General features: G+C 55.7%; 22 protein-coding genes. 10 read left to right on the forward strand and 12 right to left on the reverse strand.

Annotated elements, in window-relative coordinates:
- Positions 1–6: 6 nt before the first annotated feature.
- Positions 7–981: a glycoside hydrolase family 43 protein gene (locus EQG79_RS10750; protein ID WP_077922800.1), complete on the reverse strand. Its 975-nt coding sequence runs from the start codon at positions 979–981 to the stop codon at positions 7–9.
- A 271-nt stretch (positions 982–1252) separates the two neighbouring features.
- On the opposite strand from EQG79_RS10750, the gene eutC reads away from it, so the two are divergent.
- Positions 1253–2059 carry an ethanolamine ammonia-lyase subunit EutC gene (gene eutC / locus EQG79_RS10755; protein WP_129601474.1) on the forward strand — a complete coding sequence of 269 codons (807 nt, stop codon included), beginning with the start codon at positions 1253–1255 and terminating at the stop codon, positions 2057–2059.
- Here eutC and dprA read toward each other — a convergent pair.
- Entirely contained in the window at positions 1992–3104 is a 1113-nt protein-coding gene (gene dprA / locus EQG79_RS10760) for a DNA-processing protein DprA (protein WP_129601585.1), read from the reverse strand. The two genes, eutC and dprA, sit on opposite strands and share 68 nt — an antisense overlap.
- Positions 3105–3369: 265 nt before the next feature.
- Here dprA and EQG79_RS10765 point away from each other — a divergent pair, with 265 nt between their 5' ends.
- A complete protein-coding gene (locus EQG79_RS10765) occupies positions 3370–4797 on the forward strand; it encodes a hypothetical protein (protein WP_240699327.1) in 1428 nt (475 codons plus the stop codon).
- Positions 4798–4884: 87 nt separating this feature from the next.
- On the forward strand, positions 4885–6723 hold the full coding sequence (locus EQG79_RS10770; RefSeq protein WP_129601476.1) for a cytochrome c peroxidase: 1839 nt from the start codon (positions 4885–4887) through the stop codon (positions 6721–6723).
- Positions 6724–7082: 359 nt separating this feature from the next.
- Here EQG79_RS10770 and EQG79_RS10775 read toward each other — a convergent pair whose 3' ends face one another.
- Positions 7083–7445 (reverse strand): MerR family transcriptional regulator, encoded by a 363-nt coding sequence (locus EQG79_RS10775; RefSeq protein WP_077922805.1) that lies wholly within the window; start codon positions 7443–7445, stop codon positions 7083–7085.
- Positions 7446–7580: 135 nt separating this feature from the next.
- Here EQG79_RS10775 and alaS point away from each other — a divergent pair, with 135 nt between their 5' ends.
- From alaS to EQG79_RS10795, 4 genes are all read left to right on the forward strand, one after another.
- Positions 7581–10265: an alanine--tRNA ligase gene (gene alaS / locus EQG79_RS10780; RefSeq protein WP_129601477.1), complete on the forward strand. Its 2685-nt coding sequence runs from the start codon at positions 7581–7583 to the stop codon at positions 10263–10265.
- Positions 10266–10385: 120 nt separating this feature from the next.
- Complete coding sequence (locus tag EQG79_RS10785; RefSeq protein ID WP_077922806.1) at positions 10386–10784, forward strand: Dabb family protein; 399 nt, start codon at positions 10386–10388, stop codon at positions 10782–10784.
- Between the two features lie 14 nt (positions 10785–10798).
- Positions 10799–11617 carry a glutamate racemase gene (gene murI, locus EQG79_RS10790; RefSeq protein WP_077922807.1) on the forward strand — a complete coding sequence of 273 codons (819 nt, stop codon included), beginning with the start codon at positions 10799–10801 and terminating at the stop codon, positions 11615–11617.
- Positions 11618–11656: 39 nt separating this feature from the next.
- Complete coding sequence (locus EQG79_RS10795) at positions 11657–13189, forward strand: S10 family peptidase (RefSeq protein ID WP_129601478.1); 1533 nt, start codon at positions 11657–11659, stop codon at positions 13187–13189.
- 10 nt (positions 13190–13199) lie between these two features.
- On the opposite strand, the gene EQG79_RS10800 is transcribed toward EQG79_RS10795, so the two are convergent.
- Entirely contained in the window at positions 13200–13880 is a 681-nt protein-coding gene (locus EQG79_RS10800) for a DUF2461 domain-containing protein (RefSeq protein ID WP_240699328.1), read from the reverse strand.
- 189 nt (positions 13881–14069) lie between these two features.
- Here EQG79_RS10800 and EQG79_RS10805 point away from each other — a divergent pair, with 189 nt between their 5' ends.
- Both EQG79_RS10805 and EQG79_RS10810 read left to right on the forward strand, forming a co-directional pair.
- A complete protein-coding gene (locus tag EQG79_RS10805; protein ID WP_077922810.1) occupies positions 14070–15701 on the forward strand; it encodes an ABC-F family ATP-binding cassette domain-containing protein in 1632 nt (543 codons plus the stop codon).
- A gap of 458 nt (positions 15702–16159) precedes the next feature.
- Entirely contained in the window at positions 16160–16648 is a 489-nt protein-coding gene (locus tag EQG79_RS10810) for a response regulator (protein ID WP_077922811.1), read from the forward strand.
- Between the two features lie 32 nt (positions 16649–16680).
- Here EQG79_RS10810 and EQG79_RS10815 read toward each other — a convergent pair whose 3' ends face one another.
- The 4 genes from EQG79_RS10815 to pyrE form a co-directional block, all read right to left on the reverse strand.
- Positions 16681–17490: a response regulator transcription factor gene (locus EQG79_RS10815; RefSeq protein WP_077922812.1), complete on the reverse strand. Its 810-nt coding sequence runs from the start codon at positions 17488–17490 to the stop codon at positions 16681–16683.
- 94 nt (positions 17491–17584) lie between these two features.
- Complete coding sequence (locus tag EQG79_RS10820; protein WP_077922813.1) at positions 17585–18019, reverse strand: (4Fe-4S)-binding protein; 435 nt, start codon at positions 18017–18019, stop codon at positions 17585–17587.
- A 79-nt stretch (positions 18020–18098) separates the two neighbouring features.
- Positions 18099–18497 (reverse strand): OsmC family protein, encoded by a 399-nt coding sequence (locus EQG79_RS10825; RefSeq protein WP_129601480.1) that lies wholly within the window; start codon positions 18495–18497, stop codon positions 18099–18101.
- Between the two features lie 3 nt (positions 18498–18500).
- Entirely contained in the window at positions 18501–19139 is a 639-nt protein-coding gene (gene pyrE, locus EQG79_RS10830; protein ID WP_077922873.1) for an orotate phosphoribosyltransferase, read from the reverse strand.
- A 187-nt stretch (positions 19140–19326) separates the two neighbouring features.
- On the opposite strand from pyrE, the gene EQG79_RS10835 reads away from it, so the two are divergent.
- Complete coding sequence (locus tag EQG79_RS10835) at positions 19327–21261, forward strand: PAS domain-containing sensor histidine kinase (protein WP_077922815.1); 1935 nt, start codon at positions 19327–19329, stop codon at positions 21259–21261.
- A gap of 5 nt (positions 21262–21266) precedes the next feature.
- On the opposite strand, the gene EQG79_RS10840 is transcribed toward EQG79_RS10835, so the two are convergent.
- The 4 genes from EQG79_RS10840 to EQG79_RS10855 all read right to left on the reverse strand — a co-directional run bounded on the left by EQG79_RS10840 (position 21267) and on the right by EQG79_RS10855 (position 26011).
- The gene (locus EQG79_RS10840; protein WP_077922816.1) at positions 21267–22544 is read right to left on the reverse strand and encodes a hemolysin family protein; all 1278 of its coding nucleotides are present in this window, start codon (positions 22542–22544) and stop codon (positions 21267–21269) included.
- 65 nt (positions 22545–22609) lie between these two features.
- Positions 22610–22843 carry a hypothetical protein gene (locus EQG79_RS10845; protein ID WP_077922817.1) on the reverse strand — a complete coding sequence of 78 codons (234 nt, stop codon included), beginning with the start codon at positions 22841–22843 and terminating at the stop codon, positions 22610–22612.
- A gap of 1 nt (position 22844) precedes the next feature.
- The gene (gene ccsA, locus EQG79_RS10850) at positions 22845–25508 is read right to left on the reverse strand and encodes a cytochrome c biogenesis protein CcsA (RefSeq protein ID WP_077922818.1); all 2664 of its coding nucleotides are present in this window, start codon (positions 25506–25508) and stop codon (positions 22845–22847) included.
- A gap of 65 nt (positions 25509–25573) precedes the next feature.
- Entirely contained in the window at positions 25574–26011 is a 438-nt protein-coding gene (locus EQG79_RS10855) for a cytochrome c maturation protein CcmE domain-containing protein (RefSeq protein WP_077922819.1), read from the reverse strand.
- Positions 26012–26059: the final 48 nt, after the last annotated feature.

The following is a 26059-nucleotide window of genomic DNA, read 5'->3' on the forward strand; positions in this document are numbered from 1 at the left end:
GGGGTTCTACAAACGCCGGGCTTCAACCCCTTCTTTGGTGATCCGAACCGGTTTAATGGCGCCTTTCTCGTCGAAATACAGTTTGTCGATGCAGGTTTCGCGGTGGTTGCCATCGGTTTCGGTAAGCGGACGGCGGTGGTAGATGATGTACCAGTCGTCGGTGCCGGGTACGTTGATGACCGAATGATGGCCAGCGCCGGTCGCTACGGTCGGGTCCTGCTGCAACACTTTGCCAACGCGCTCGAATGGGCCGAACGGAGAGGACCCCACCGCATACGCTACCGAATAGTTGGGACCCGTCCAGCCGCCCTCCGACCACATAAAATAGTAGCGTCCGTTTCGTACGAACATGATTGGCCCTTCTACGTAATCTTTGGGGGTAATCTCGCGGAACGTGGTGCCGTCGGCGAAGGGAATGAACCCCTTATAATCGCCTGTCAGCTGGGCAATGTTGCAATGGCCCCAGCCGCCGTAGATGAGATACTCTTTACCGTCGGTATCGCGGAAAACAAACTGATCGATGGGCTGGGCACCGTTATGAACTTCACCGACCAGCGGTTTCCCGAGGTAATCGCGGAAAGGGCCGGCGGGGTTGTTGGCTACGGCAACCCCAATACCTCCTACTTCGCCGGGGTGGACATCGTTAGCGCCGAAAAAGAGGAAATACTGGCGCCCTTTCTGCACGATAGCGGGCGCCCACATCGCTTTTTTGGCCCACTTCACCGCCGACGAGTCGAGAATACGCGGGTGCTTGGTCCAGGTGACGAGATCGGGCGATGAGAAGGCATCAAAATGAACCTGCTTCTCATACTTGTCAGAGTACGTAGGGTAGATCCAGTACCGATTGCCAAAAATGGCTCCTTCCGGATCCGCATACCAGCCCGGAAATACCGGATTGCCCGAGCGTTTGGCCGACTGGGCGGTAGCAGACAGTGTGCCGAGTAGTAAAAAGAACAGAGAAAGGCGTGTGAGACTAGTCATTCGGAAACGTGTTGAGGTGTTGTCAGGCGCCGGCTGTAAACGCCAGCGGGGTTTTGCTCCGCCTTGGTTCGGCGGCATTGACGGGCAATATAGGCCGAACGGTGTTTCCGTGTATGTAGCCCAGCCGAAAATTGCCGTACGCACTGGACCGGGGTACGCCGGCTGTGAGCAAGCGAATAGATCGAGAATGGACCAACAGTGACTACAGGCCTGTACCCGGTCGCCTGTCGCACCGCTTGTGTACCAGCTGTTGTTTTCGTAGGTTGCCTGTATGAACGCAGATCCGTGGTCTTTTCTACAGGCACATACCCGAGCGCGCATTGCACAGGGGCGGGTAGGCAACAGTCTGCCTACCCGGGCGCTGCTGGATTTTCAACTTGACCACGCCCGGGCCCGCGATGCCGTTTATTCGGTACTCGATGAAGAGCAACTGCTGAGCGACATTCGGGCGCTGGGTGCCGAAGCCTACTCGTTCCAGAGTCAGGCCGCTGATCGCGCCATGTATCTGAAACGGCCAGATCTGGGTCGCAGACTGCACGAAACATCGGTCGCCAACCTGACCCGTTTAGCCAGCGACAACGAAGGAGCGAACGGCATCGAACTGGCTATCGTCATCGTCGACGGCTTGTCGGCTACGGCGGTCAATACACATGCGGTACCCGTTGTGTCGGCCTTGCTTCGGTTGATACGCAGCCTGAACTGGTCGGTGGCGCCGATCTGTCTGGTGCAGCAGGGGCGAGTAGCTATCGGCGACGAGATTGCACACGCGCTGGGGGCTAGTATGGTACTGGTCCTGATTGGCGAACGGCCGGGCCTGTCATCGCCCGATAGTCTGGGCGCTTACCTCACCTACAAACCCCGCCCGGGTCTGACCGACGAGTCGCGCAATTGCGTGTCCAACATCCGACCCGAAGGGTTGCCGTACGAGCCTGCCGCCCAGAAACTTGCGTACCTGCTGACCGAAATGAAAACGCGGCAGCTATCGGGCGTGGGGCTGAAAGACGAAATGCCTACACATACACTACCGAATACTTCTTACCCGGTAGGGATCGAACAAACCCCCGAAACTCCAGATTGAGCAGAAGCGAGGCCAGCCGGCCCATCGGAATCTGCGACTGCCAGCTCAGCTCGTCGATGTGCAGGTCGGTCGATTGCCGCAACAGGGCCAGGACTTGACTTTCTTCATCGGTTACGTCTACGGGCAGGGCCGGGGCTGCATTGCCGCGCGGATGCTGACCCACTGGCTGATCCCAGTTGAGGGCTTCGATCAGATCCGCCGGGCTGGTATAAATCTGCGCTTTGTTTTCCCGGATGAGTTTGTTACAACCCGCCGAAAAGGTCTGGTTCAGCTGGCCCGGCACCGCAAAAACGTCGCGGTGGTAGTTGTTGGCGTACTCGGCCGTAATGAGGGCGCCCCCTTTGGCGGCTGCTTCTACCACAACAATAGCATCGCTCAGACCGGCAATGATCCGGTTGCGGGCCGGAAACAGATGGGCGTCGGGTTTGGTACCCGGAATACTCTCGGTCAACAGGCCGCCCTGGGCCAGCATCTCCTGCGCTGTTCGCCGATGGACCGATGGGTAAACCACGTCTAGTCCGCTGGCCATGACGCCTATGGTTGGCAGTCCGTTGGTCAGGCTGGCCCGGTGGGCGGCAATGTCGATGCCATAGGCGAGGCCGCTGATGACGGTGACATTGTAGGGCGCTAGTGCATCGATTATATCGGTAGTGATTCGCCGGCCATAGTCAGTGGCCTGCCGGGTGCCAACCAGCCCAATCGTGCGGGGGGCGTTCGGGTCACCAGCGCCCTGCCAGTACAACAGGGCCGGGGCATCGTAGAAGGTTTTCAGTCGGGCCGGGTAGGCTTTGTCGGTGTAGAAAAGGGGCGTAGCGCCGAGGGTTTCGAGTCGTTTCAGTACCCGCTCGGCAGCCGTCAGCGCGTCGGAAGTACGAATGGCCCGGGCGGTTATGTCGCCAATGCCGGGTACTTTCAGCAGGCGGGCCAGGGGCGACCGGAAGACCTCCGGGGCCGATCCGCAGTAGCTGATCAGTTGTCGAATCAGAATACTGCCCAGGCCCGGAACGAGGGTGAGGGCAACTTGAGAATGAGCGTCGGTAGACACGTTTGGATAAAGCAAAGAAGTTACGGAAATGAGAGGGCTGGCGAGCAGCCTCTGCAAGCTTACTGCTTTTCAGGCGTAAACCCAACAGAAGTAGCTTGTCAAAGAATGGTATGTAAACTATGTATTAAATTGGTTAGTAAAAAGGTAGCGGTGAGATAATTACCGAAGCACTGTTCGGAAAAATCGCGGGAGTATTTTTGTGAACAGTTTCCTGTACAAAAAACACTAGCCAATGCTTTCTAACAGACTTTTACTATCCTCTACTGTGCTGCTTTCATTGTTCGTGGCTGTGGCCTGCAGTAATGAAGAAAACCCAAGCACACAGTCAGCTAACGAGGTAGTACTGAAAAACCAATCCGTTACGCCTGCTCTGGCCAAAGCTATGCCGGGCGTCAACAACGTAGAGATTTTTTCGCTCGTTGGCAGCGATGATAAGCTGGATCAGTCACCTAACTTTGTTTTTGGGGGTTCGGCCGATGGAGCAGGCATGCTGAAAAATGCGGACGGCACCTTTACGCTGCTCGTAAACCACGAAGACAACTTCGCCGTATCGCGCATTACCCTCGACAAAACCTTTAAGCCGGTCAAGGGAGAATATATCCTGAACTCCGACGGGGGCGTATGGCGCCTTTGTTCGGCCACGATGGCCACGGCCGAAGAACACGGATTTGGGCCCTTGTATCTGACCTGTGGCGAAAGTGGCCAGGAGTCGCGCACGCACGGGGTGAACCCCTTTGGCGACGTAGGAACCGCGAGCGTATCTAAAGAAATCGCCGGGCTGGGCCGCTGGAGTGCCGAGAACGCAGTGCCGCTGCCCAAGCAGGCCTATGCCGGTAAAACAGCCATCCTGATCGGCGACGACGATTCGGACGTGAACGGGGGACAGCTGGCCCTGTATCTCTCCAATACCGTGGGAGACCTGGATAACGGCTCGCTCTACATGCTGAAGCGCACCGACGGCAACCAGCGCGAAATGGATATGAAAGTGGGGGCCAGGTTCCCGGTTGAGTTCGTCAGGATCGACAACCACAAAACCCTGACGGGCGCGCAGATCAACGCCAAAGTAAACGACCTCAAGGCCATCAAATTTGGGCGGGTCGAAGACATCGACTACCGCAAGAAAAGCACGGGCCGCGAAGTGTATTTCAACGTTACAGGCCAGGCTACGTCGGGACCCAACGCCGATTATGCGCGCTCAAAATACGGTCGGGTATACCGCCTGACGATGGATGCCGCCGATCCACTCAAAGCAACACTCGAAGTAGTGCTGGATGGCGACGACCGCGCGGGTAATGCCAAAACGTTTCAGAATGTGGATAATATCGTAGTGACGGAGAATTACCTCTACACCCAGGAAGACCCGAATAGCTATGGCGACGAAACCCACGATTCGTACATCTACCAGCTGAACCTGAAAACGAACGAGTTTAAGCCGGTTATCGAACTGGATCACCGCCGGACGGCTTCCGATGCCGCAAAATACAATGTAGGGGGTGCATCGCGGTTCGGCGCCTGGGAGTATGGTGCAATGATCGACGTATCGGATCAGGTCGGATTTGCCGATACCTTCATCATTGCCGTTCAGCCGCACACCTGGCGAGGGGATAAGTACAAGGCTGTTGACGGGGGAACCAAACGACCCGACGAAAACCAGGCCAGTCAGCTTATCGTCGTAAAAGGGCTGCCCCGCTAGATCGACAGACGTATAGTACGTGCCTGACCAACCCCGGGTTGGTCAGGCTTTTTACTTCTCATAAAGCTGATTTTGCCGTTTGTAAAAATGGTTACCCAACAAACTACGTCGACAGTAGCGCGTCAACAGCCCCGATACGCATTCCGGATAGGTATTGTCCTGATTGCCTGTCTGGCGTTTTTGAGCCTGTATAGGGTATGGACGTCCCGGCAAACGCCACTACAACAGGTTAAGAGTAAATACCTGCATGATATTGCGCAGCTTGACTCAGCCGTGCGGCACCTGAATCGAGCCGTTGATGCGCAGTGGTCGGAGATCCGGATTCAGGCTGCATTTGATTCCGCTCGTCTGGCTTACAAACAGGTTGAGTTTCTGGTCGAGCTGTACAATCCCGAAACGGCCAAAAGCCTGAATGGGCCTGCCTTGCCCGAGGTGGAAGAAGATGATGGGTTACAGCGGGAAATCAAGCCGGAGGGCTTTCAGGTAATCGAAGAACTAGTATTTCCTTACGACCCGGCCAACCGGGGCGAATTGCGCGGGCAGCTGGCGCTGTTACAGGCCAATGTGGGGCGGTTGACCCGGGTCGCCACGGATAACGAGATGACCGACAGTCACGTCTTTGATGCCATACGGCTCGAAGTATTTCGGCTCGTTTCGCTCGGCATCACCGGGTTCGACTCGCCCGTTGCCAATCATTCGCTGCCGGAAGCTGTAGCCTCGTTGCAAAGTTTACACCAACACCTCCGCTTCTACGACCTGGCTGACCAGCAACCCGACCTGGCCGAGCGGCTCGACGGGGCCTTTGCCGGTGCCATCGGCGCTTTACAAAAAGAGCAGAGTTTTACCGACTTCGACCGGTTTGGCTACATCACCCAACACGCCAATGTGCTGAGTGGCTTACTGCTCGACGCGCAACAGGCCCTTGGCATTCCAGTGTTTCAGGAAAGTCGTCTCCTGTCCGCTTCGGCCCGGACGCTCAATGATCGGGACGCCTTCGACCCAAACTATTTTGTGAACAGTCGTGACGATCGGGCCACGCCCAGCCGGATTGCGCTGGGGAAAATGCTGTTTTACGACCCCATTCTGTCGGGTGATGCCAACCGCAGCTGTGCCACCTGCCACCAACCCGATAAAGCGTTTACGGATGGCGAGCCGAAAAGTCTGGCCGTCGGTTTCGGTGGTCGGCGTATTGCCCGTAATGCGCCCACATTGGTAAACGCGGCTTTACAGGCCGCTCAGTTTGCCGATTCGAGGGTAACCTTCCTCGAAGACCAGGCCAGCGACGTGATCGAAAACGCCGATGAGATGCACGGCTCACTACCCGACGCGGTAAAGGCACTCCGGGCCAGCCAAGTGTATCAGACTACATTTAGCAAGACCTACCGCGACGGGGTGACCGAACAAAATCTGAAGAACGCCATTGCGAGTTATGTCCGGTCGCTGACCAGCCTGAACTCGCGGGTAGATAGGGCGTTACGGAACGAAAAGCAGGCTGCGCTATCGGCTGAAGAGAAGCATGGCTTCAATCTGTTCATGGGTAAAGCAAAATGTGCCACCTGCCACTTTTACCCCTTATTCAACGGCACGGTGCCGCCCGCTTATCAGAAAACCGAAAGTGAGGTGCTGGGTACACCCGCTACAGCCGACAATAACCAGCTTGATCCGGATCTGGGTAAATTTCGGACCACCGGGATTACCCTTCAGAAACACGCGTTCAAAACGCCGACCGTTCGCAACGTAGCCCAAACCGCTCCCTACATGCACAATGGCGTGTATCAAACGCTCGATCAGGTTATCGATTTTTATAACAAAGGCGGAGGCAACGGCCTGGGCCTTCGTGTCGACAACCAGACGTTACTAAATGACAAACTGAATCTGACGCCCGGCGAAAAGAAGGCTCTAATCGCTTTTCTGAACGCGCTGTAATTTGGTGCACCGGCCTGAAGGCCAGTGCTAGTCATGAGTCGTACCGAGCTGGATTCTACAAGGCGGGTAAACATGACTAGCACCGGTTTTTAAACCGGTGTATCAGGTGCCGGTCAATTCAATGCACCGGCCTAAAGGCCAGTGCTAGTCATGGGTCGTACCGAGCGGGATTCTACAAGGCGGGTAAACATGACTAGCACCGGTTTTTAAACCGGTGTACCGGGTGCCGGTCAATTCAATGCACCGGCCTGAAGGCCTACGCTATTCATGGGTCGTACCGAGCGGGATTTTACAAGGCGGGTAAACATGACTAGCACCGGTTTTTAAACCGGTGTACCGGGGTCGTACGACCCTGATTTTCAAACCGGCGAATCATCGATAGCATTGTCGACCGGCGTGTTCAGGTCGTCGCGGATTTTCTCCAGGAAGGATTTGATCTCACGGAGTTTGGCGATGTAGCGGGCATTCTGCTGGCGGTTGACATCCCGACTTTTCAGGAATTCGCGGGCACCGGCCAGGGTGTAGCCTTTAGCCTGCGTCAGGTCCAGAATGTCGCGGAGCAGGTCGAGGTCAGCCTGCGTATAAACCCGATCGCCGGAGCGATTTTTTCGGGGCTGGAGCATGGGGAACTCCTTTTCATAGAACCGTAACTTCGACGCGTTGATCCCGAATAACTCGGCTACTTCCTTGATGCCGTAATACAGTTTGCCCTCGCTTTCCATCTGACAAACCTGCCACGCAGACCCGAAAAACGCAAGTTTTCGTGTAAATTTGCCGACGCCCCGCCTGGTGGATCGACCGGTAGCCCTGGTTGAGCCCGAAATAAATGATTGAGCGGGCAACTGATTGATTCTATTATGACTTCCCACGAAATACGTCGACATTTTCTCGACTTCTTCCGCTCCAAACAACACCTGATTGTGCCCTCAGCCCCGCTGGTCGCCAAGAACGACCCTACGCTGATGTTCAATAACTCCGGGATGGCGCAGTTCAAGGATTTCTTTCTCGGCAATGGCACGCCACCGTCGCCCCGCGTGGCCGATACGCAGAAGTGCCTGCGGGTGTCCGGGAAGCACAACGACCTCGAAGACGTTGGTTTCGATACCTATCACCACACCATGTTCGAGATGCTCGGTAACTGGTCGTTTGGCGATTATTTCAAGAAAGAAGCACTGGCCTGGTCGTGGGAACTGCTGACCGAAGTGTACAAACTTCCCAAAGACCGGATCTACGTGTCGGTTTTCAAAGGAGATGAGCGGGATAACGTACCCTTCGATCAGGAGTCGTGGGACATCTGGAGAGAAATCCTCGGTCGCGACGGCGAACCGGACGAGTCGCGGATCATTCTGGGTAATAAAAAAGATAACTTCTGGGAAATGGGTGATACGGGGCCATGCGGTCCCTGTTCGGAGATTCACATCGACCTGCGCTCCCCCGACGAGGTGGCAGCTACGCCGGGTAAAGAACTGGTAAACGCCGACCATCCGCAGGTGGTCGAAATCTGGAACAACGTATTTATGCAGTTCAACCGCAAAGCCGACGGCTCGCTGGAAGAACTGCCCGCCCGCCATGTCGATACGGGTATGGGCTTCGAACGCCTGTGCATGGCCATTCAGGGCAAACAATCGAACTACGATACCGATGTTTTCTCGGGCACCATTCAGGTGATCGAAGAACTGTCGGGCCGGAAATACGAGGCCGGCAAAGGCATGGCTGACGTAGCGATGCGCGTCATTGCCGACCACATCCGGGCCGTGTCGTTCGCCATTGCCGACGGGCTGGTACCGAGCAACGCCAAAGCGGGCTACGTCATTCGGCGGATTCTGCGCCGGGCCATTCGGTACGGCTACTCATACCTGAATCTGACCGAGCCGTTCATGACCAAACTCGTACCGACGCTGGCCATGCAGTTTGCCGATGTGTTCCCTGAATTGAACGCCCAGCGCGATTTTGTGGCTACCGTCATTCGCGAAGAAGAAATAGCGTTCCTGCGAACGCTCGGAACCGGACTGGGGCGTCTGGACCAGATCATTGGTCAGTTAGCGAGCGAAGGAAAGTCGGAGATACCCGGCGAAACGGTCTTCGAACTGAACGATACCTTCGGTTTCCCGGCCGACCTGACGGCGCTGATTGCCCGCGAAAAAGGGCTTAGCATCGATGAAGCGGGTTTCCAGAAAGCCCTACAGGAACAGAAAGCCCGTTCGCGCAAGGACGCTACCTCCTCAGCCGGCGACTGGATTGAACTAAATGATGTCGATCGGACTGAGTTTGTAGGCTACGATCAGACAGAGATCGAAACGTTCATTGTCAAATATCGTAAGGTACAGAACAAGCAGGGAACGCAGTATCAGATAGTATTGGGACAAACGCCTTTCTATGCTGAATCAGGCGGTCAGATCGGGGACACTGGTATGCTGGTTGTGAGTCAGGGCGATGCGCAGAAAACCATACAGATAATTGACACAAAGAAGGAAAACGATCTGTCTATCCTGATTGCTAACGAGGCTGATCTTGACGAAACGCTGGAGTCGGCAGTCTCCGTTCGGGCCATCGTGAACGCTGATCGCCGGATGCTGACCTCCAGCAACCACTCGGCTACTCACCTGCTCCATGCGGCTCTGCGCGATGTGCTGGGTACGCATGTGGCTCAGAAAGGGTCGTACGTAGGCCCGGATGCCCTTCGATTCGACTTCTCCCACTTCAGCAAGGTTACCGACGAGCAACTGGCCGACGTGGAGCGGATCGTGAACGAGAAAATCAGAGAGGACATCCAACTCGACGAAAAGCGTAACGTACCCATCGATCAGGCGAAAAATATGGGCGCCACTGCCCTGTTCGGCGAGAAATACGGTGACTTCGTGCGGGTTATCACGTTCGATCCCAACTACTCGGTCGAGCTCTGCGGAGGTACGCACGTACCGGCTACCGGGCATATTGGTTTATTTAAATTTACCGGCGAAGGCTCTGTATCGACGGGCATTCGGCGCGTAGAGGCTAAGACGTCGGTTGGCGCCGAAGAACTTGTCAACGAACAGATGGGGGTTGTCAGCGAGTTGAAAGAACTGCTCAAAGCCCCGAAAGATGTCGTAAAGGCGGTACAGGCGCTGCTCGATGAGCGGGCGGCATTGCAAAAGCAGGTCGAAGCGCTGCAGAATGAAAAAGTTCAACAGCTGAAGAACCAGCTGCTCGATAAAATTGAAAACCTTACCGGCAGCGACGGAGCTGGCCATGCGCGGCTGGTAGAACGTGTTGACGTGCCCTCGGCCGACGCGCTGAAGCAACTCGCCTATGACCTAAAAGCGAAAGTCGACAATCTGGCGCTGGTATTGGGGGCCGACATCAACGGAAAGCCCCAACTGGCCGTCATGCTACCCGATTCGCTCATTCAGGGAAGAAATCTGAATGCCGGTCAGGTGGTAAAAGAGCTGGCTAAAAACATCCGAGGGGGCGGGGGCGGCCAGCCATTCTTTGCTACGGCGGGTGGGTCAGACGCATCGGGTCTGGATGCGGCTCTGGCACAGGGCAAAGCGTTGCTGGCGTAAACCGAAATCGAGCTTCGGCGCAGGGGCCGAAGCTCGATGCTTATTCCCCAGCCGGGCGCTGGCATCGTTTGTCAACACCCCTTCCCGGCATCTGTACCAAAACCAGTAACCAAAAAGTATATGAGTCATCAATCGCGCAGAGCATTTGTTAAAGGGGGGGTAGCAGCCGGTCTGGGTGTCAGCCTGCCCGAGGTATCGGCTCCCAAAGAGTTGTTTATACACCACGTTATGTTCTACCTGAAAAACCCCGGTAGCGAAGCCGATAAGGCCAAACTACTGGAAGGGCTGAACAAGCTGGCCAAGTGTCCAACCATTAAAATGGTGCATATCGGTACCCCGGCGGCTACTAACCGCGCCGTGATTGAGCGGACCTACACCTATTCGTGGCTGTGCTTTTTCGACAGCCCCGCCGACGAAGAAGCGTACCAGAAGCACCCCATCCACGACGAGTTCCGCAACAACTACGCATCGCTCTGGGAGAAGGTGGTTATCTACGATGCTGTAGGCCCGAAGCGATAGTTGTTAGCGTGTTAATGAATCAACCCATTGGTGTATTTGACTCGGGCTACGGTGGCCTGACCGTCTTGCGGGAAATTGTCCGGACGTTACCCCAGTACGACTATGTCTATCTGGGCGATAACGCCCGGACACCCTACGGTACCCGCTCCTTCGACACCGTTTATCAATATACCCTCGAGTGTGTGCGGCACCTGTTCGACCGGGGGTGCCGGCTCGTGATCCTGGCCTGTAATACCGCATCGGCCAAAGCACTGCGAAACATTCAGCAACTCGACCTGCCCCGGCTGGCGCCTGACCGGCGGGTATTGGGTGTGATTCGACCGACCACCGAAGTGATCGGCACGTATTCGCAAACCGGAGAGGTCGGAATATTGGCTACCCGCGGAACGGTAACCTCCGAGTCGTACGTGGTCGAGATCGAAAAGTTTTTCCCAGAATTACGCGTCTTTCAGGAAGCCTGTCCCATGTGGGTGCCGCTGGTCGAAAACGGCGAGTACAACAGCCCAGGGGCCGACTATTTCGTGAAGCAGCATATTGACCGGGTGATGGCGCATTCGTCCCGGATCGATACGCTGCTGCTGGCCTGCACGCATTACCCACTGCTTCTCGAAAAAATTCGCCAGTTTGTGCCGCCCGGCATGACCGTACTGAGCCAGGGCCATATCGTAGCCGACAGCCTGGTCAATTACCTGCAGCGGCATCCGGAATTGGAAGCCCAGTGCAGCCGGGGCGGGCAGCGCACCTTCCTGACGACCGACTCGACCGCTGATTTCGACCGGCAGGCTACTGTCTTCTATGGCGAGTCGGTCCAATCGGCTCATCTGGCGCTGTAAAGGGGCTTTTGCTACATTTGTTTCTTACCACCGAAACAAATGAAAATAAGTCTACTGACGCTCTCCCTCTGCTTACTTCTCGTCTATACAGGCATCGCCCAAAAGGCCGATCCGTCGGTTACCCTGGCTACCCGAACCAGTTCTTTCCCAGACCCGGAATTATCCGTTACCAAACATAGCATCACCCTAACCGGTGCGGGTGGAGTGGTGCAGAAGATTAACTACACAGCTACGGCCGGCTACCTGCCGCAACGCGACGAGAGCGGTAAAATCCGGGCTAACATTTTCTTTGTTGCTTATACCCGGGATGGCGTGACGAACCCGGGCAGTCGTCCCATTACGTATACGTACAACGGTGGACCGGGTTCGGCCTCGGTCTGGCTGCATATGGGCGCGCTCGGCCCCAAACGGATTCTGATGGGCGATGATGGCACCATGCTGGCCCCGCCCTACACGGTGTCCGATAACGAGTTTACCTGGCTGGCGTTTACGGATCTTGTCTTTATTGACCCCGTCATGACCGGCTATAGTCGCCCGGCCGAGGGGGTCGATAAAAAAGAGTTTACGGGCTACGTAGAAGATCTGCAGTCTGTTGGTGATTTTATCCGGTTGTATACTACCCGTTACGATCGCTGGGGATCGCCCAAGTTTCTGGCCGGCGAGAGCTACGGTACTACCCGGTCGGCTGGCCTGTCGGGGTACCTGCAGGATCGGCACGGCCTGTTCCTGAACGGGATCGTGCTGATCTCGGCCGTACTCGACTTCACGACCATTCAATTTGCCATCGGCGGCAACGAATTACCCTACAGCCTGTTTCTGCCGACCTATGCCGCCATGGCCTGGTACCACAAGCAGGTGCCGGCCTATAAAGAGCTGAAAACCCTCCTGAAGGAGGTTGAAGCCTACGCAGCCGGCGATTACACCCTGGCGCTGATGAAAGGGGATAAGCTGACGCCGGCCGAGCGGCAGACCATAGCTGCGCAGCTAAACAAGTTTACCGGCCTTTCGGTAGATTACCTGCTGGGCAGCAACCTACGCATCCGCGATAGTCGATTCACCAAAGAACTGCTCCGCAAACAGGGCCGTACCGTAGGGCGGCTCGACGGTCGGTTTACGGCCTCCGACTATGACCGCGCGGGTGAGTCTACCGAGTTTGACCCCAGTTACAACGCCACCATCTACGGCCCGTTTACCACGGCCGTCAACGACCACCTGCATCGGGTACTGAACGTCAAAAACGACCTGCCCTATGAGATCCTGACCGGGCGCGTACGGCCCTGGAACTACAGTAACGTGCAGAACCAGTTTCTGAACACCGCCGAAACGCTACGGAATGCCATGACCAAGAACCCCTACCTGAAGGTTCATGTCTGCAACGGTTATTACGACATGGCAACGCCTTATTTCGCTACCGAGTATACCTTCAGCCACATGATGCTCGACCCCGCGCTGAAGAGCAATGTAACCATGTCGTATTACGAAGCGGGCCATATGATGTACATCGACCGGCCGGCGCTGATCGATATGACCCGCCACGTCGCCGACTTTTACAAAACGGCCCTGCCTAAATAGACGCCGATGTTCAGGAAACGGCGCGGTTCAGGTAATGCACGAGTGGCTGCAGGGCAGCAAACGCATCCAGAACCCGCTTCGTGAGTGTCGGTTTGGTCAGGTCGGTATCGGATAAGGGGTGCGAAACGGTGAAACTCTTCAGCTTCAGGTACTCGACCGCCGGGTTGTCGGCGGTGTAGCCTTTGGGCGGGCGTTGCAGCGCATCGCTGCGGTCGAGGCCCTTGAAATGCCGGGCAAATGCAGGCTGGTTAAGCAGTCCCTCAAATTCGTCGAGGCTGTAGTCGATTTCCTGACGAACAGCGGATAGCGCGGCCGGATCGGGCATATACAGTCCACCCGCCACGAAGCTGCCGCCCGGCTGCACGTTCAGGTAATAGCCTGCCGACTCCGATTTTTTACCACCGGGGTTCAGCCAGGCGCCGAAGTTGGTTTTGTAGGGCGACTTGTTGGGCGAAAACCGAATGTCGCGGTTGATTCTGAATAGGCAGTTTTTGGCCTGTAAGCCGGATTCGGCAATAGCGGGATCAATCGGGCTGAGGCCGTCGATGAGTGCCGTCACGAGCTGGATAAAATCGCCTTTGGCGGCTTCGTAGGTTGCCCGGTTGGCATCGAGCCAGGGTTTGTTATTGTTTTCTTTCAGATCGCTCAGAAACATGAGCGTAGACGGATGCAGCATAATCAGACTAATCAAAAGTTGCGCAAGTCTACTACCGGCGCACCAATTGCCCAAACCGTTGGGGCCCTACTTAGTAAGCTGCTGCCGGCCCGGGCCGGATTCCGGGAAGCGACAAGTCCCATTGGTCAGCTCGCCTGAGGGAGACGCCCGTTTCCCGCCAGAATTTCGTATCTTTGCCCGGTATTTCAAGCACGAATCAACCTCATGATCACGGTACAAAACGTCTCACTCCGCTACGGGAAGCGGGTCCTGTTCGACGACGTCAACATAAAATTTACTTCGGGCAACTGTTACGGTGTCATTGGCGCCAACGGGGCCGGGAAGTCGACGTTCCTTAAAATTTTATCCGGCGAAATCGAACCACAAACCGGCAATGTCAGTATCTCGCCCGGCGAGCGGATGTCGGTGCTGAATCAGAACCAGTCGGCCTACGATGAGTATCCGGTCCTGCAAACGGTCATCATGGGTAATAAGCGCCTGTATGATATTTCGCAGGAAAAAGATGCCCTGTACGCCAAGACCGATTTTACCGACGCCGATGGGGAACGGGCGGCTGAACTGGAGTCCGAATTTGCTGAGATGAACGGCTGGGATGCCGAATCCGATGCGGCTGCGCTGTTGTCGGGACTGGGCATCAAAGAAGATCAGCATTACGCGCAGATGAGCGACCTGAACGGCTCCGAAAAAGTGCGGGTGCTGCTGGCCCAGGCGCTATTCGGTAACCCCGATATTCTGCTCCTCGACGAGCCGACCAACAACCTTGATGTCGAGTCGAGCCTGTGGCTGGAGAACTTCCTGGCCAACTTCAACAACACAGTCATCGTTGTCTCGCACGACCGCCACTTCCTGGATCAGGTATGCACTCAGATCGTAGACGTTGATTTTGCCAAGGTGAAGCTTTTTGCGGGGAACTACTCGTTCTGGTACGAATCGAGCCAGCTTGCACTGCGGCAGCGTCAGGACCAGAACAAGAAGACCGAAGACAAACGGAAAGAACTGGAAGAGTTTATCCGGCGGTTCTCGGCCAACGCGTCGAAATCGAAGCAGGCTACCAGCCGGGCCAAACTGCTCGAGAAACTTACGATCGAAGATATTCAGCCATCGTCGCGAAAATATCCCTACGTTAACTTCAAACCCGAGCGCGAACCCGGTGATCAGATCCTGACCGTCGAGAACCTGACCTATACGGCGGAGGACGGCCAGAAGCTGTTCGAAAATATGTCGTTTACGGTAAACCGGCAGGATAAACTGTTCCTCTTTAGCCGCGACGGACTGGCCGTATCGGCCCTGATGGATATTCTGGCCGGCGAACGCAAAGCCGATTCGGGTACGTTCCGGTGGGGCGTTACGATTACCATGTCGTATTTCCCGACCGACGCCGAGAAAGATAAATTCTTCCAGACCGACCTGAACCTGGTCGACTGGCTGCGGCAGTACTCGGTCGAGAAAGACGAGAGCTTTATCCGTGGGTTCCTGGGCCGGATGCTCTTCTCCGGCGAGGAGTCGCTCAAGAAAGCCACGGTTTTGAGCGGGGGCGAGAAAGTACGCTGTATGCTGTCGAAGATGATGCTCTCCGGCGCCAACGTACTCATGCTGGACGAACCCACCAACCACCTCGACCTCGAATCGATCGAGTCGTTGAACAACGGGCTGATCGACTTCAAAGGCCCGGTTCTGTTTACCAGCCACGACCACCAGTTCGCGCAGACGGTCGCCAACCGGATCATTGAAATAACCCCGGCGGGTATCCTCGACAAGCTAATGACCTACGACGAGTACATCTCCGATGCCCGCGTAAAGCAGCAGCGTGAAGAACTCTACGAAGCCGTAGCTTAACCGGGTAAACCTGGATGAAAAGCGTCTGGCAAATTGCTGTCAGGCGCTTTTTTCATGGAGTCGCTCCAGCAGGTCGAACAGGCAGAGAGCTTCCAAACGCCCCTGATCGACAATGGATCTTTTTGAGATTGGCTGACCAAAAAGCCAGTGTGTCTACGTCAGGAGGGCCGTTGCCTCATTAATCAGGTGTACTTACCACTATACTAATGGTAAAATAAGTTTACATGCCACTGACGAAGGGATGAGACAGGCAACTAAGCGGGTACATGGCGCCCTGGTGGCGACCATGCCGGCTGAAGAATTTTCTTTTTTAACCCTAAACGCGTCCCGGCGGCTTCAATCGTGAGGTCGCCGGGACTTTGTTTATAAGGGAGTTGTTCGATAGTTAAACGCTGATTTATAATATAGATATAAACTATAGACTTTATATTTGTAAACAAACCATCCTACAGAAACGTATGGGCACACGTCAGCCTGGAGATACTATTGTACAAAAGAATTATAAGAACGCGAAGCTATTGATTATAGAAGATAACCCGGACCATGGGATGATTATCAACCGGGTTGTCGGGCAATGTCTACCCCAGGTGAAAGCCACGTTAGCGGCCAGCGAAGCCGAAGCCATACAATACCTGGAGCAATGCTGCGAAGCGGAGTGGGAGTTGCCCAAGCTAATCCTGCTCGATTTATACATGCCAGAGCGGCAGAGCGGCTGGCGGCTCCTGGACAAGATCAAATCCATGCCTGCTGGTATGGCAAAAGTTCCGGTTGTTCTGCTGAGTCACTCAAACAGTCCGGCCGATGTGGCGGAAGCCTACCAGCGGGGGTGTGCGTCGTATCTGATCAAGCCGGCCACCGCTGAAGAGTGGTCCCGTTATTTTAATCAGTTACGCCTGTTCTGGTGGGAGACGGCTACGCTGCCCAGAACCGAGATATCCCTTCTCTAACCAAAATCCTGGTACCTTTTTTCACTCAGGCGCTACTGGCTCAGGACGGCAACCGACGGCGGGAGCTGTACGATCATGAGCCAGTACTGGCACACCTGCTCGATGGCCCGGGTAAACGAAGCGTCGTCGTCGGAGACAACAATCACCGAGTTGGCGTCCAGCTCGTAAGCCTGGGTTGTATCGGCATCGCGGGCGGCCAGCCAGATGACGGGTATGGCCCGCAGGCGCTTATGTCGCTTCAGGCCGCTTAGCGTGAGCACCCGGTCAGCTTTGTTGGCTCGGGCATCGAGGATAATCAGCGTGGGTTGCTCATCGGGCGGGGCCAGCTGCAGGGCCGATGCCAGTTCTGCGCCACGTTCCAGATGGTGGAGCGCACAGGTCAGCCCCAGACCGTCCATACACTGACGAATAACCGACAGGCCATCGGCAGACGTAATCGCCAGCACCATACAGGCGGCAGAAACAGCCGGTGTGGTCGCGTTTGTCTCTATCTGTCCCTTGGTTTCATCGGCCGCGGCTGTTGAAGACCGGATCGGATGGAGTTCCAGCAAAACCTGTTCCCACCGTCGGCGGCTTACGGGTAGTTTAATGCCGTCTTCCATCAGTACCGCACCCGCCATCTTGGCGCGCAGGGGCGGAAATACCTGACTTACGTACATCGGATTGATCAGGGCCGTTTTGTGGATACGCACGAAGCCCGGTAGCCGTTGCTCAAAGTAGGTCAACGGCTTGGCCAGCAGCTGCCGGTCGCCGTTACGTAGTTGAAGCCAGGTATAATTGCTGGCTCCCGAGAAGTAAGCAATCTGCGATGTCTGGCCTATAAGTTGATCAATAAGCTGCACGTATTCGTTGGTTTGGGTCCTTAGGGGACCGGGCTATGCTCTGCTAACCGGCAGGCAAATCCCGGCATTTACTTTGTCGTTACTACCTGTCTGATTACCCGACGAAACCGGCCTTAACGTGCGAACCGTCGCAGTACGGTTTGTTGCTGCTGGCACCACAGCGGCAGAAGGCGGTCACTTTATTCTTCTGGGTTTCGTGTCCGCTGGCATCTTTGACGCGCAGATTACCGTACACCAGTAAGGGGCCATTCGGGAGTGGTTCTACAACGCTTTCGGCCTGGATCTGGTCAGGCTGGATGGCCTCCTCGTTTCTGAAGTAGCTAAGCGCCTTTGACGGGCACCGGTCTACCTGTTCGGCAATACGGGCTGTAGGGGCTCCGTCCATCGTTACCCAGGGGCGGGCGCGTGGGTTAAAAACCTCGATCAACTGGGTCCAGCACAGCTTCGAGTGAATACAAACACTCGGCTTCCAGACGATGGTAATATCGCCGTTGGTGTAGGTCTTGGTAATGTCGGGCGCGTCGTTCATGGTAGCAACCAGAAGGGGTTGTCAAATATAAACAGTTTGCCGGAAACGCTGTTGCCCCGTACCTCATTCCTATCGTAGGCTAGGGCTCGACCAGAGTGGTGTCAAAATCGACCGGGTTGTCGAGGGTTCGGTGAATGGGGCAGCGGTCTGCCATTTCCAGAAGCCGGGCCCGCTGGCTGTCATCCAGGTTACCGGTTAAGACCAGTTTTGTGGCAAATAACGAACGGCTCGTTTCGGGGTCGAAGGTATAGGTCATGTGAGCCACGATGGTATCGAGGGGCCAGCCTTTCCGATCCGCATACATCCGTAGCGTAATGACGGTGCAGGAGGCCAGCGAACCGGCCAGTAGTTCGCCCGGCCGCATACCCCGGTCTTGCCCGCCCACATCGGCAGGCTCATCAACAATAATAACCTGCGACCCGGTCGACAGGTGCGTCTCGTAGGGGGTTCGCTCAATGCGGGCGGTGATCGTTGCCATAGCTTACAGGCCCCACTCGGCCGGATTTTGGCGCCAGGCTGCCAGGGAGGTCATGGCATCGGCTGTGATGTAGTTCATCGCCTGGGCTTCGGCAAGAAGCGCATCGTAGGTACTCAGGCACACCAACGACACGTTCCGATCCTGGAAGTTCTGATCGGCTACGGGAAATCCGTAGGTAAAGATGGCTGCCATCCCCAGCACGTCGGCCCCGTTTGCCCGGAGGGCATCAACCACCTTGAGTGAGCTGCCTCCGGTAGAGATCAAATCTTCGATGACAACGACCCGCTGACCGGCCTCCAGCCGTCCTTCGATCTGTTTTCCCATCCCGTGGGCTTTAGGTTCGGGCCGAACGTAGCAATAGGGAAGGTCGAGCGCATCGGCTACCAGGGCGCCCTGTGGGATGCCCGCCGTGGCCACACCCGCAATGACTTCAGCGGTGGGGAAGTGCTGACGGATGGCCTCGGCCAGGGCCTGCTTGAGGTAGGTTCGAACTTCGGGATACGCCAGGGTAACCCGATTGTCGCAGTAAATAGGTGATAACCAGCCCGAACTCCATCGAAACGGGGCATCGGGCTGCAACCGAACGGCCTGTACGGTGAGTAACTGACGGGCAACGGTTTGAGAAATGGTTGTTGTTGTCACAGGATTGCAGAAAAATAACTCGGTCAAAAGTAAGAAATGACCTGTGTTCTTCTTTCATTTTTTCGACGGCCTGGCCGATAAATAAAATTATTTGTAACTGATGAATTAGTACTTCCAAAAACAGGGTAGCCATCAGACTATCTTGTTACCTTAAGCGGCTCTTTTGCCTTCCTCTCTTCAATCAGCTATGACGAACGTGGCCCCCAACCTACCACCCGATCCGCTACTGGAACGCGTGATGGAGACGTCGCTCGACGCTATCGTGCTGTGTCAGGCCATTCGGAACCAGGCTGGCTTGATCACCGACTTTCAGGTTATCAGATGTAACGACCGGGCGTCTGTAATGACCGGCATTCCGCGGGCCACGATGCTTTCGGTATCCATGGTTACCCTCGACCCCGATTGCTTTCGGAGTGGTATTTTCGACACTTACAGGCAGGTTGTTGACACCGGATTGCCGGCCTATGTTATTCATCATTTTGCGGGTCCCGATATCTGGATGGCTCAATCGCTGGCCCGTTTCGATGATGGCGTGCTGGGCTCCTGGTCTGACATCACGGCGCTCAAAGAGGCCGAACAGGCCCGGCAACAGGAAACCGAACTGTTGCAGGCCATTCTGGACCACACCCAAACCGGGATTGCCGTCATGCAGTCGGTTCGGAATGAGTGCGGCCAGGTTATTGATTTCCGGTTTACTCACCTCAATCCAGACGCGGAACGAATTACCCAGCGTCGTCGCGGAGACCTGATCGGGCAGCGGTATTCAGTAGCCTGGCCCGAAGCGCGTACCAACGGCGTACTGGGCTGGCATATCCGGGTCGCCCAAACGGGTGAACCCGCTAAAATCAACGGCGTCCCCATAACGGTCGGGCCCTATACCGGCTGGTACAACATCCGCATCCGCCCTTTTAACGACGGAGTCATTGCCACCTTTGTCGACGTTACAGCCCTGAAGAAAGCCGAACTGGCTACGCAGCAGCAGACCGATCTGCTGCGTTCGGTGCTCGACAGTTCATCGAACGCGATCATTGCCTTCAGCGCGGTTCGGGACGTTATGAGCGGGGCGGTTATCGATTTTCGGTACGTGGCGCATAACGAAGCCAACCGCCGGAACACGAACCGGTCGGACGAAGACATTCTTGGGCATACGATGCTGGAGTTTTTCCCTGATATGCGGCAGATGGGTCTCTTCGACCGATTTGTTGAGGTGGTCATGTCGGGCGAAGGCGTACAGTTCGAGCAGGAGTTTAGGGCGGGTGGCTGGCAGGGCTGGTATGAACTTTCGGCCCGCAAGTGGGGAGATGGTATCGTGCTGACGCTGGTCGATATTACCGGTAGTAAAGGGAATCTGCAAAAAATGGAGCAGACAAATCGCGACCTGCGTCATGCCAACGACAACCTCCGGCAGTTTGCCCACGTGGCCAGTCACGATCTGCAGGAGCCTTTGCGTAAAATTCTGGCTTTCAGCGATATGCTTCAGCTTAAATTTGGCGAGGCCCTGACCGAAGAAGGTCATGAAATGATTGGCCGGATGCAGTCGGCGGCCCGTCGGATGTCGATCCTGATCAAAGACGTGCTGGCCTATTCCCGCATCAGCACCCACCGGGAAGTATTTCAGCCAGTGTCGCTGACTGAGGTGATGGCTGATCTCGGGCAGGAGTTACAGCAGCAGCTGGTCCGGCACAATGCCCGTTTGCAGATAGACAGCCTCCCTACGGTATGGGGTGACCGCTCGCAGCTTCGGCAGCTGTTCGACAACCTGTTGACCAACGCGTTGAAATTCAGGTCGGCCGATCGGCAGCTGGTAGTGCACATGAACCATCAAACCGTTTCGGGGCCGCAGCTACCGGAGGGCCTCGATCCGGAGGTGACTTACTATGAGATCAGCTTCAGCGATAACGGCATCGGTTTCGAGGAGCGATATGCCGACCGTATTTTTCAGGTGTTCCAGCGACTGCATGCCCGACAGTCGTATGAGGGTACGGGCGTCGGCTTAGCCATCTGCAAGCGGGTAGTCGAAAACCACCGGGGGGCCATCACGGCGCTTGGCAAGCCGGGCGAAGGAGCCACGTTCCGGATTTATCTGCCTCAGCAGCAACAGCCGCCATCGCCCCAGGGGTGACGGCCTTACTCGTCGTTCAACTGCACTTTTACCGTATCGATCCGGGTGCCGTCCATCGAGATAATGGTGAAGGAAAAGGGCGCGTACCGGATGACATCGCCAACGTGGGGCAAGTCCTCGTTAGTGGCCAGAATCAGGCCGCCGAGGGTGTCGTAATCGCCTTCCGGAATGGACCAGCCGTACTTCTCGTTCAGGTCGTCAATCTCATGGCGGGCACTCAGCAGCCAGGTGGTTTCGTCGAGTTGCCGTTCTGTCCAGTCTTCGTTGGTATCATATTCATCCTGGATCTCGCCGAAGATCTGCTCCACCATATCTTCTACACTGACGATACCGGCTGTGCCACCAAATTCATCAACGACCAGCGCCAGGCTTTTCCGCTCCGACAAAAACCGCAACAGCAGATCCTGAGCCGGCATGGTTTCTGGTACGGTAATGATCGGGGTAATAATTTCTTCGACCGTAGCTGGCTTACGGAACAGCGCCAGCGCATGGCAGTAGCCAATTACATCGTCGATAGTATCGCGATAAACTACAATTTTGGAGTGGCCACTTTCCTGAAACGCCTGCCGGAGATCATCGACCGAGTCATCGACTGCCACAGCGGTGATCTCGGTTCGGGGCACGAGGCAGTCGCGAACGCGCACGTCCCGAAATTCAATGGCGTTGTTGAAGATCCGGGTGTCGACTTCCACATCTTCGGGGGTATCCGCTTTCTGGTTCAGCTGTTGCAGATAATGGTTCAGGTCCGTCAGTCCGAAGACCGGGCGAATTTCGGGATTCCGTTTGCGGAAGACGTACCGGATAAAGAAACGCGCCAGGCCGACCAGCACGCGAACAACCGGCGCGATTGCCTGATAGATGATCCAGAGCGGCACCGCCAGCCACTCCAGAAAGCGGTCCGGATGAATGAGGGCCAGGCTCTTGGGCAGGTAATCGGCAAGGGGTAAAAAGACGATCGTCAGCAGCAGCGTTTCGAGCGCAATGAGCAGAAACGCATTGTCGTAGGCGTCGGGAAGCAACGCCATCAGCAGGGGATTCAGAAACGTAACCCCTAGTACTGCGTAGAGCACCAGAAACAGCGTGTTACCCGTCAGGGTGGTGCCGACGAAAAGAATAGGATTTTTAAGAAAGCCCGATACCAGTTTCTCGCCGAGTGGTCCCTGCTTGCTGTGCAGCTCGAAGTAGAGCCGGTTTACGGATACATAGGCCATTTCGACGGCCGAAAAAAAGCCAGCCAGCACAAGCGCCAGCAAGGCGCCAAAAAGCAGTGCGTACGATTCCATAGTAATCTGTTCTCTGTGCGTCGTAATAGGTTGGGCAGGGGCGCCCAAACACAACAAACAGAAGGCTATTTCTTCTTCTTTTTTCGGGTTTCTACCATCTGTTTGATGGTAGGGGAGACCGCTTTCTCCCGGTCGAGCCGGCGGTTCTTGGTAAACTGAAAGGCAAGCAGACAGCCCAGAAAGAGCATCAGCAACCAGTAGCTTTCGGCAAACGAGGTGCGCATGTACTCGGCAATCCAGATAATGAGGAAGCCGGCTCCGGCTGCTAAAATAAGAATCTCAGAGAGTTTAAGCTTCATATCAGGCCACCTTACGCTGCATTTTGCCAGCCTCCCGGTAACGCCGAACCGTAGAGATCAGGAAACCTAGTACCACGACCAGCGTACCGATCCAGAGTACGTTGATCAGCGGTTTTTCGAAGGCTTTCATCACAATATAATCGCGCTGGGTGCGATTGACGGCGAAGGTAAACTTACCCGTCCGCGGATCGATCTCGTTCAGCTGAATCCGTACGCCCAGCTCGTCGCTGGTTTCGGCCCGACGGCCAACCATGCGATCTTTGATAATGAATGCGGGGCTCAGGATCTGCTCTCCGTTTTTGCTCAGCACCCGCACCCGTGCCCGTACAGCCGCGTCGTTGGGACCGATATCCATTCCTTCTACGTCGGTCGTCCGGACAACGTCGTCCAGTATAGCCACGTAGTCATTCAGAAAGAACGTGTCTTTGATCGCTACGCTGTAGGTTTCTGTTTTCTCCCACTTGTTGTCGGCCGTTGGGTCCGGTACCGAGTTTACGTAGGTGTAGATATCGCGGTCGGCTTCGTGGCGGGTGTCCGGCGAGGCCAGCAGTCCCATCCGTTCGTTCACCTGCGCGCGCGGGTACAGGCTGAATACCTTGCCGTTTGGCTCCCGGTATTCAACCTGGTAATACGTGTTCTCGGGGTAGAGGGCCAGCGTGTCACCCCGCTTGTAATACACTTTCCCGTTCTGCTCGATGTCGCGCTGGGCAATACCCCGGAAGTCGCCTTCGATGACCGTCACATCCCGGCGCGGGATATAGCCGGGCACGTCGCGGGCCTCGATGTACTGGCCGCGGTAGGTTAGCTGGTAGGGACCCATGCGCTCGGGCTGATTGAGCCAGAGCAGCGTATTTTCCTTGTTTTCTTTGTTATCGTTCTTAGTGAACACATCCTGTTTCGAGATCAGCAGCCCCGAGGTGTTCAGCGAAATCACCTTTGAGAAGCCAGCCGAGTACAGAATCCCGATCAGCATAAGCGCCATACCGATGTGCGCTATGGCACCACCCGACAGCCGGTAATTGCCCCGGATTACACCCAGCAATACGGTACCATTGGTCATCAGGGCAAAGACCGAGGCTACCAGCAGCGCCATATACACCGGATTCTTGATCGAGCCAAACGCGATCAGGCCAGCGCTGATGAGCAGCGTCAGGATAGCAGGGGTCATCAGCGCATCCCATTTCTTATTTTCTACTTTACGCCACCAGAGGTATTGACCAACCCCCGTCAGCAGCGCAATCACGACGAAAAACCAGACCTGGAATTTGTTGTAGTGCGCAATCTGATCGGCAGGCAGGGCCAGGTTCGATACTTTACCGAACGACTCCATAATCTTGTTATAAACAGGAATCGACGTGGTCGCGATCACCTGAAAGGCCGACAGGCAAAGCACCGTAGCGCCGATGAAGAGCCAGAATTCTTTGGTATACACCGAGGCTTCTTTCTCGTCGCTCGGGATGTGTTTCCACTTCACCACCGCCAGTACGATAGCTAACACTACGAACGCCATCAGATACAGCAGCAGTTGCCCCGACAGGCCCAGATCCGTAAACGAGTGCACCGACGCATTGCCCAGTATACCGCTCCGGGTCAGGAACGTAGAATACAGGATGAGCAGAAAGGTCGTTATCGAGAGAATGATAGCTGTCTTGAGTCCGGTCGAGGAGCGCTTGGCGATCAGCATGGCGTGCAGGGCCGCTACCATCACCAGCCAGGGTACATAGACGGCGTTTTCGACGGGGTCCCAGTTCCAGTAGCCACCGAAGTTCAGGGTTTCGTAGGCCCAGTAGCCACCCATCATGATGCCAATACCCAGGATACCCGCTCCCAGCAGCGTCCAGGGCTGAGCGGGCCGAATCCAGTTGTAGGGTTCGTTACGCCACAAGCCCGCAATGCAGTAGGCAAAAGGAATCAGCGTAAAAGCAAAGCCAAGGAAGAGGGTCGGCGGGTGAATCACCATCCAGTAGTTCTGAAGCAGGGGATTCAGGCCGTTACCGTCTTTGGGTACAAAGGTGGGGTCGGCCGTAAAAATCGGCGCGTCGGGCATAGCCTCGCTCAGCAGCAGAAAGGGCGATGAACCGATTTTAAACGTATCGCCAAAAACAACGCCGAGGATCATCGAAGCCAGGAACGCCTGTACCAGCGCGAAGATGGTCATCACCGGCGCTTCCCAGGTTTTGCCGCTGGTTCGGATCAGCATAGCCCCCAGCAGGGCATTCCAAAACAGCCAGAGCAGGAACGACCCTTCCTGACCTTCCCAGAAACAGGAGATCACGTACTGGAGGGGCAGCGCCCGCGACGAGTGACTCCAGGCGTAATGGTACTCGAAATAGTGATTGTTGATAATCCAGTACAGACAAACGCCCACTCCCGTTACGGCCAGGCCATGGATGTAAAACGCCCACCGGGCCAGTCTCCGCCAGTCGTCGCGTGGGGCGGCTTCCGGGCTTGCGGTGGCCTTGTTCGATACGGCTCGTCGGCTGGTTTTGCCACCAAACGAGGCACCGCCCGCATAGGCTAGCTGGGGTTCTTCAACAACGACGGGCTGTGCCACCGCACGACGGCCCAGCGCCGATATGAAATAAGCCACCGTTGCTACCAGTGCCGTTACGAACGACAGGATAACAAAAAAATGGCCAAGTTGTCCGACTGTGGTATGTATCATGGATAATGGGCGAATGGCGCAGGCTTGGCTGAGAACAGCTTTTCTCAGTCAAGCCTGCGCTTACATTATAATTTGGCTGTGGCTTCGTGTTCGGTGGTCTCCAGTTTACCGTCCTGGTATTTGGAGGGGCACTTGAGTAAAATCTTGTTACACTGAAAATGATTGCCCTGCATGGCGCCAATCACCACGATCTGCTCTGAGCGATCGAAGTCCTGTGGTTTAGGACTGTTATAGACTACTTTCTGAGCCTGGTTATCGTTGTCGACCAGCGTGAACTCGAAGTGGTTGGGGTCAATGGCCGGATCGTACAGCATATCGACAATCTTTCCCTGCTCATTCTTCTTTACTTTACCGACTACGTGAATCAGCTTGTCGTCGCCATCCTGAGCGAGTTCAGTGGCTTGCTTGAAGGTAACGTATGAACTGGCATCGCCGGCGGTGGCAACGATAATGCCGATGGCCAGCGCAATGACTATAATACCGAAAATGTGAGAGAGTTTCATGGTCTACTGTGTGAATTCGTGTTGTACGGCTACGGATAATCTGGGGTA

Source organism: Spirosoma sordidisoli (assembly GCF_004138325.1).
GTDB classification, from domain to species: domain Bacteria; phylum Bacteroidota; class Bacteroidia; order Cytophagales; family Spirosomataceae; genus Spirosoma; species Spirosoma sordidisoli.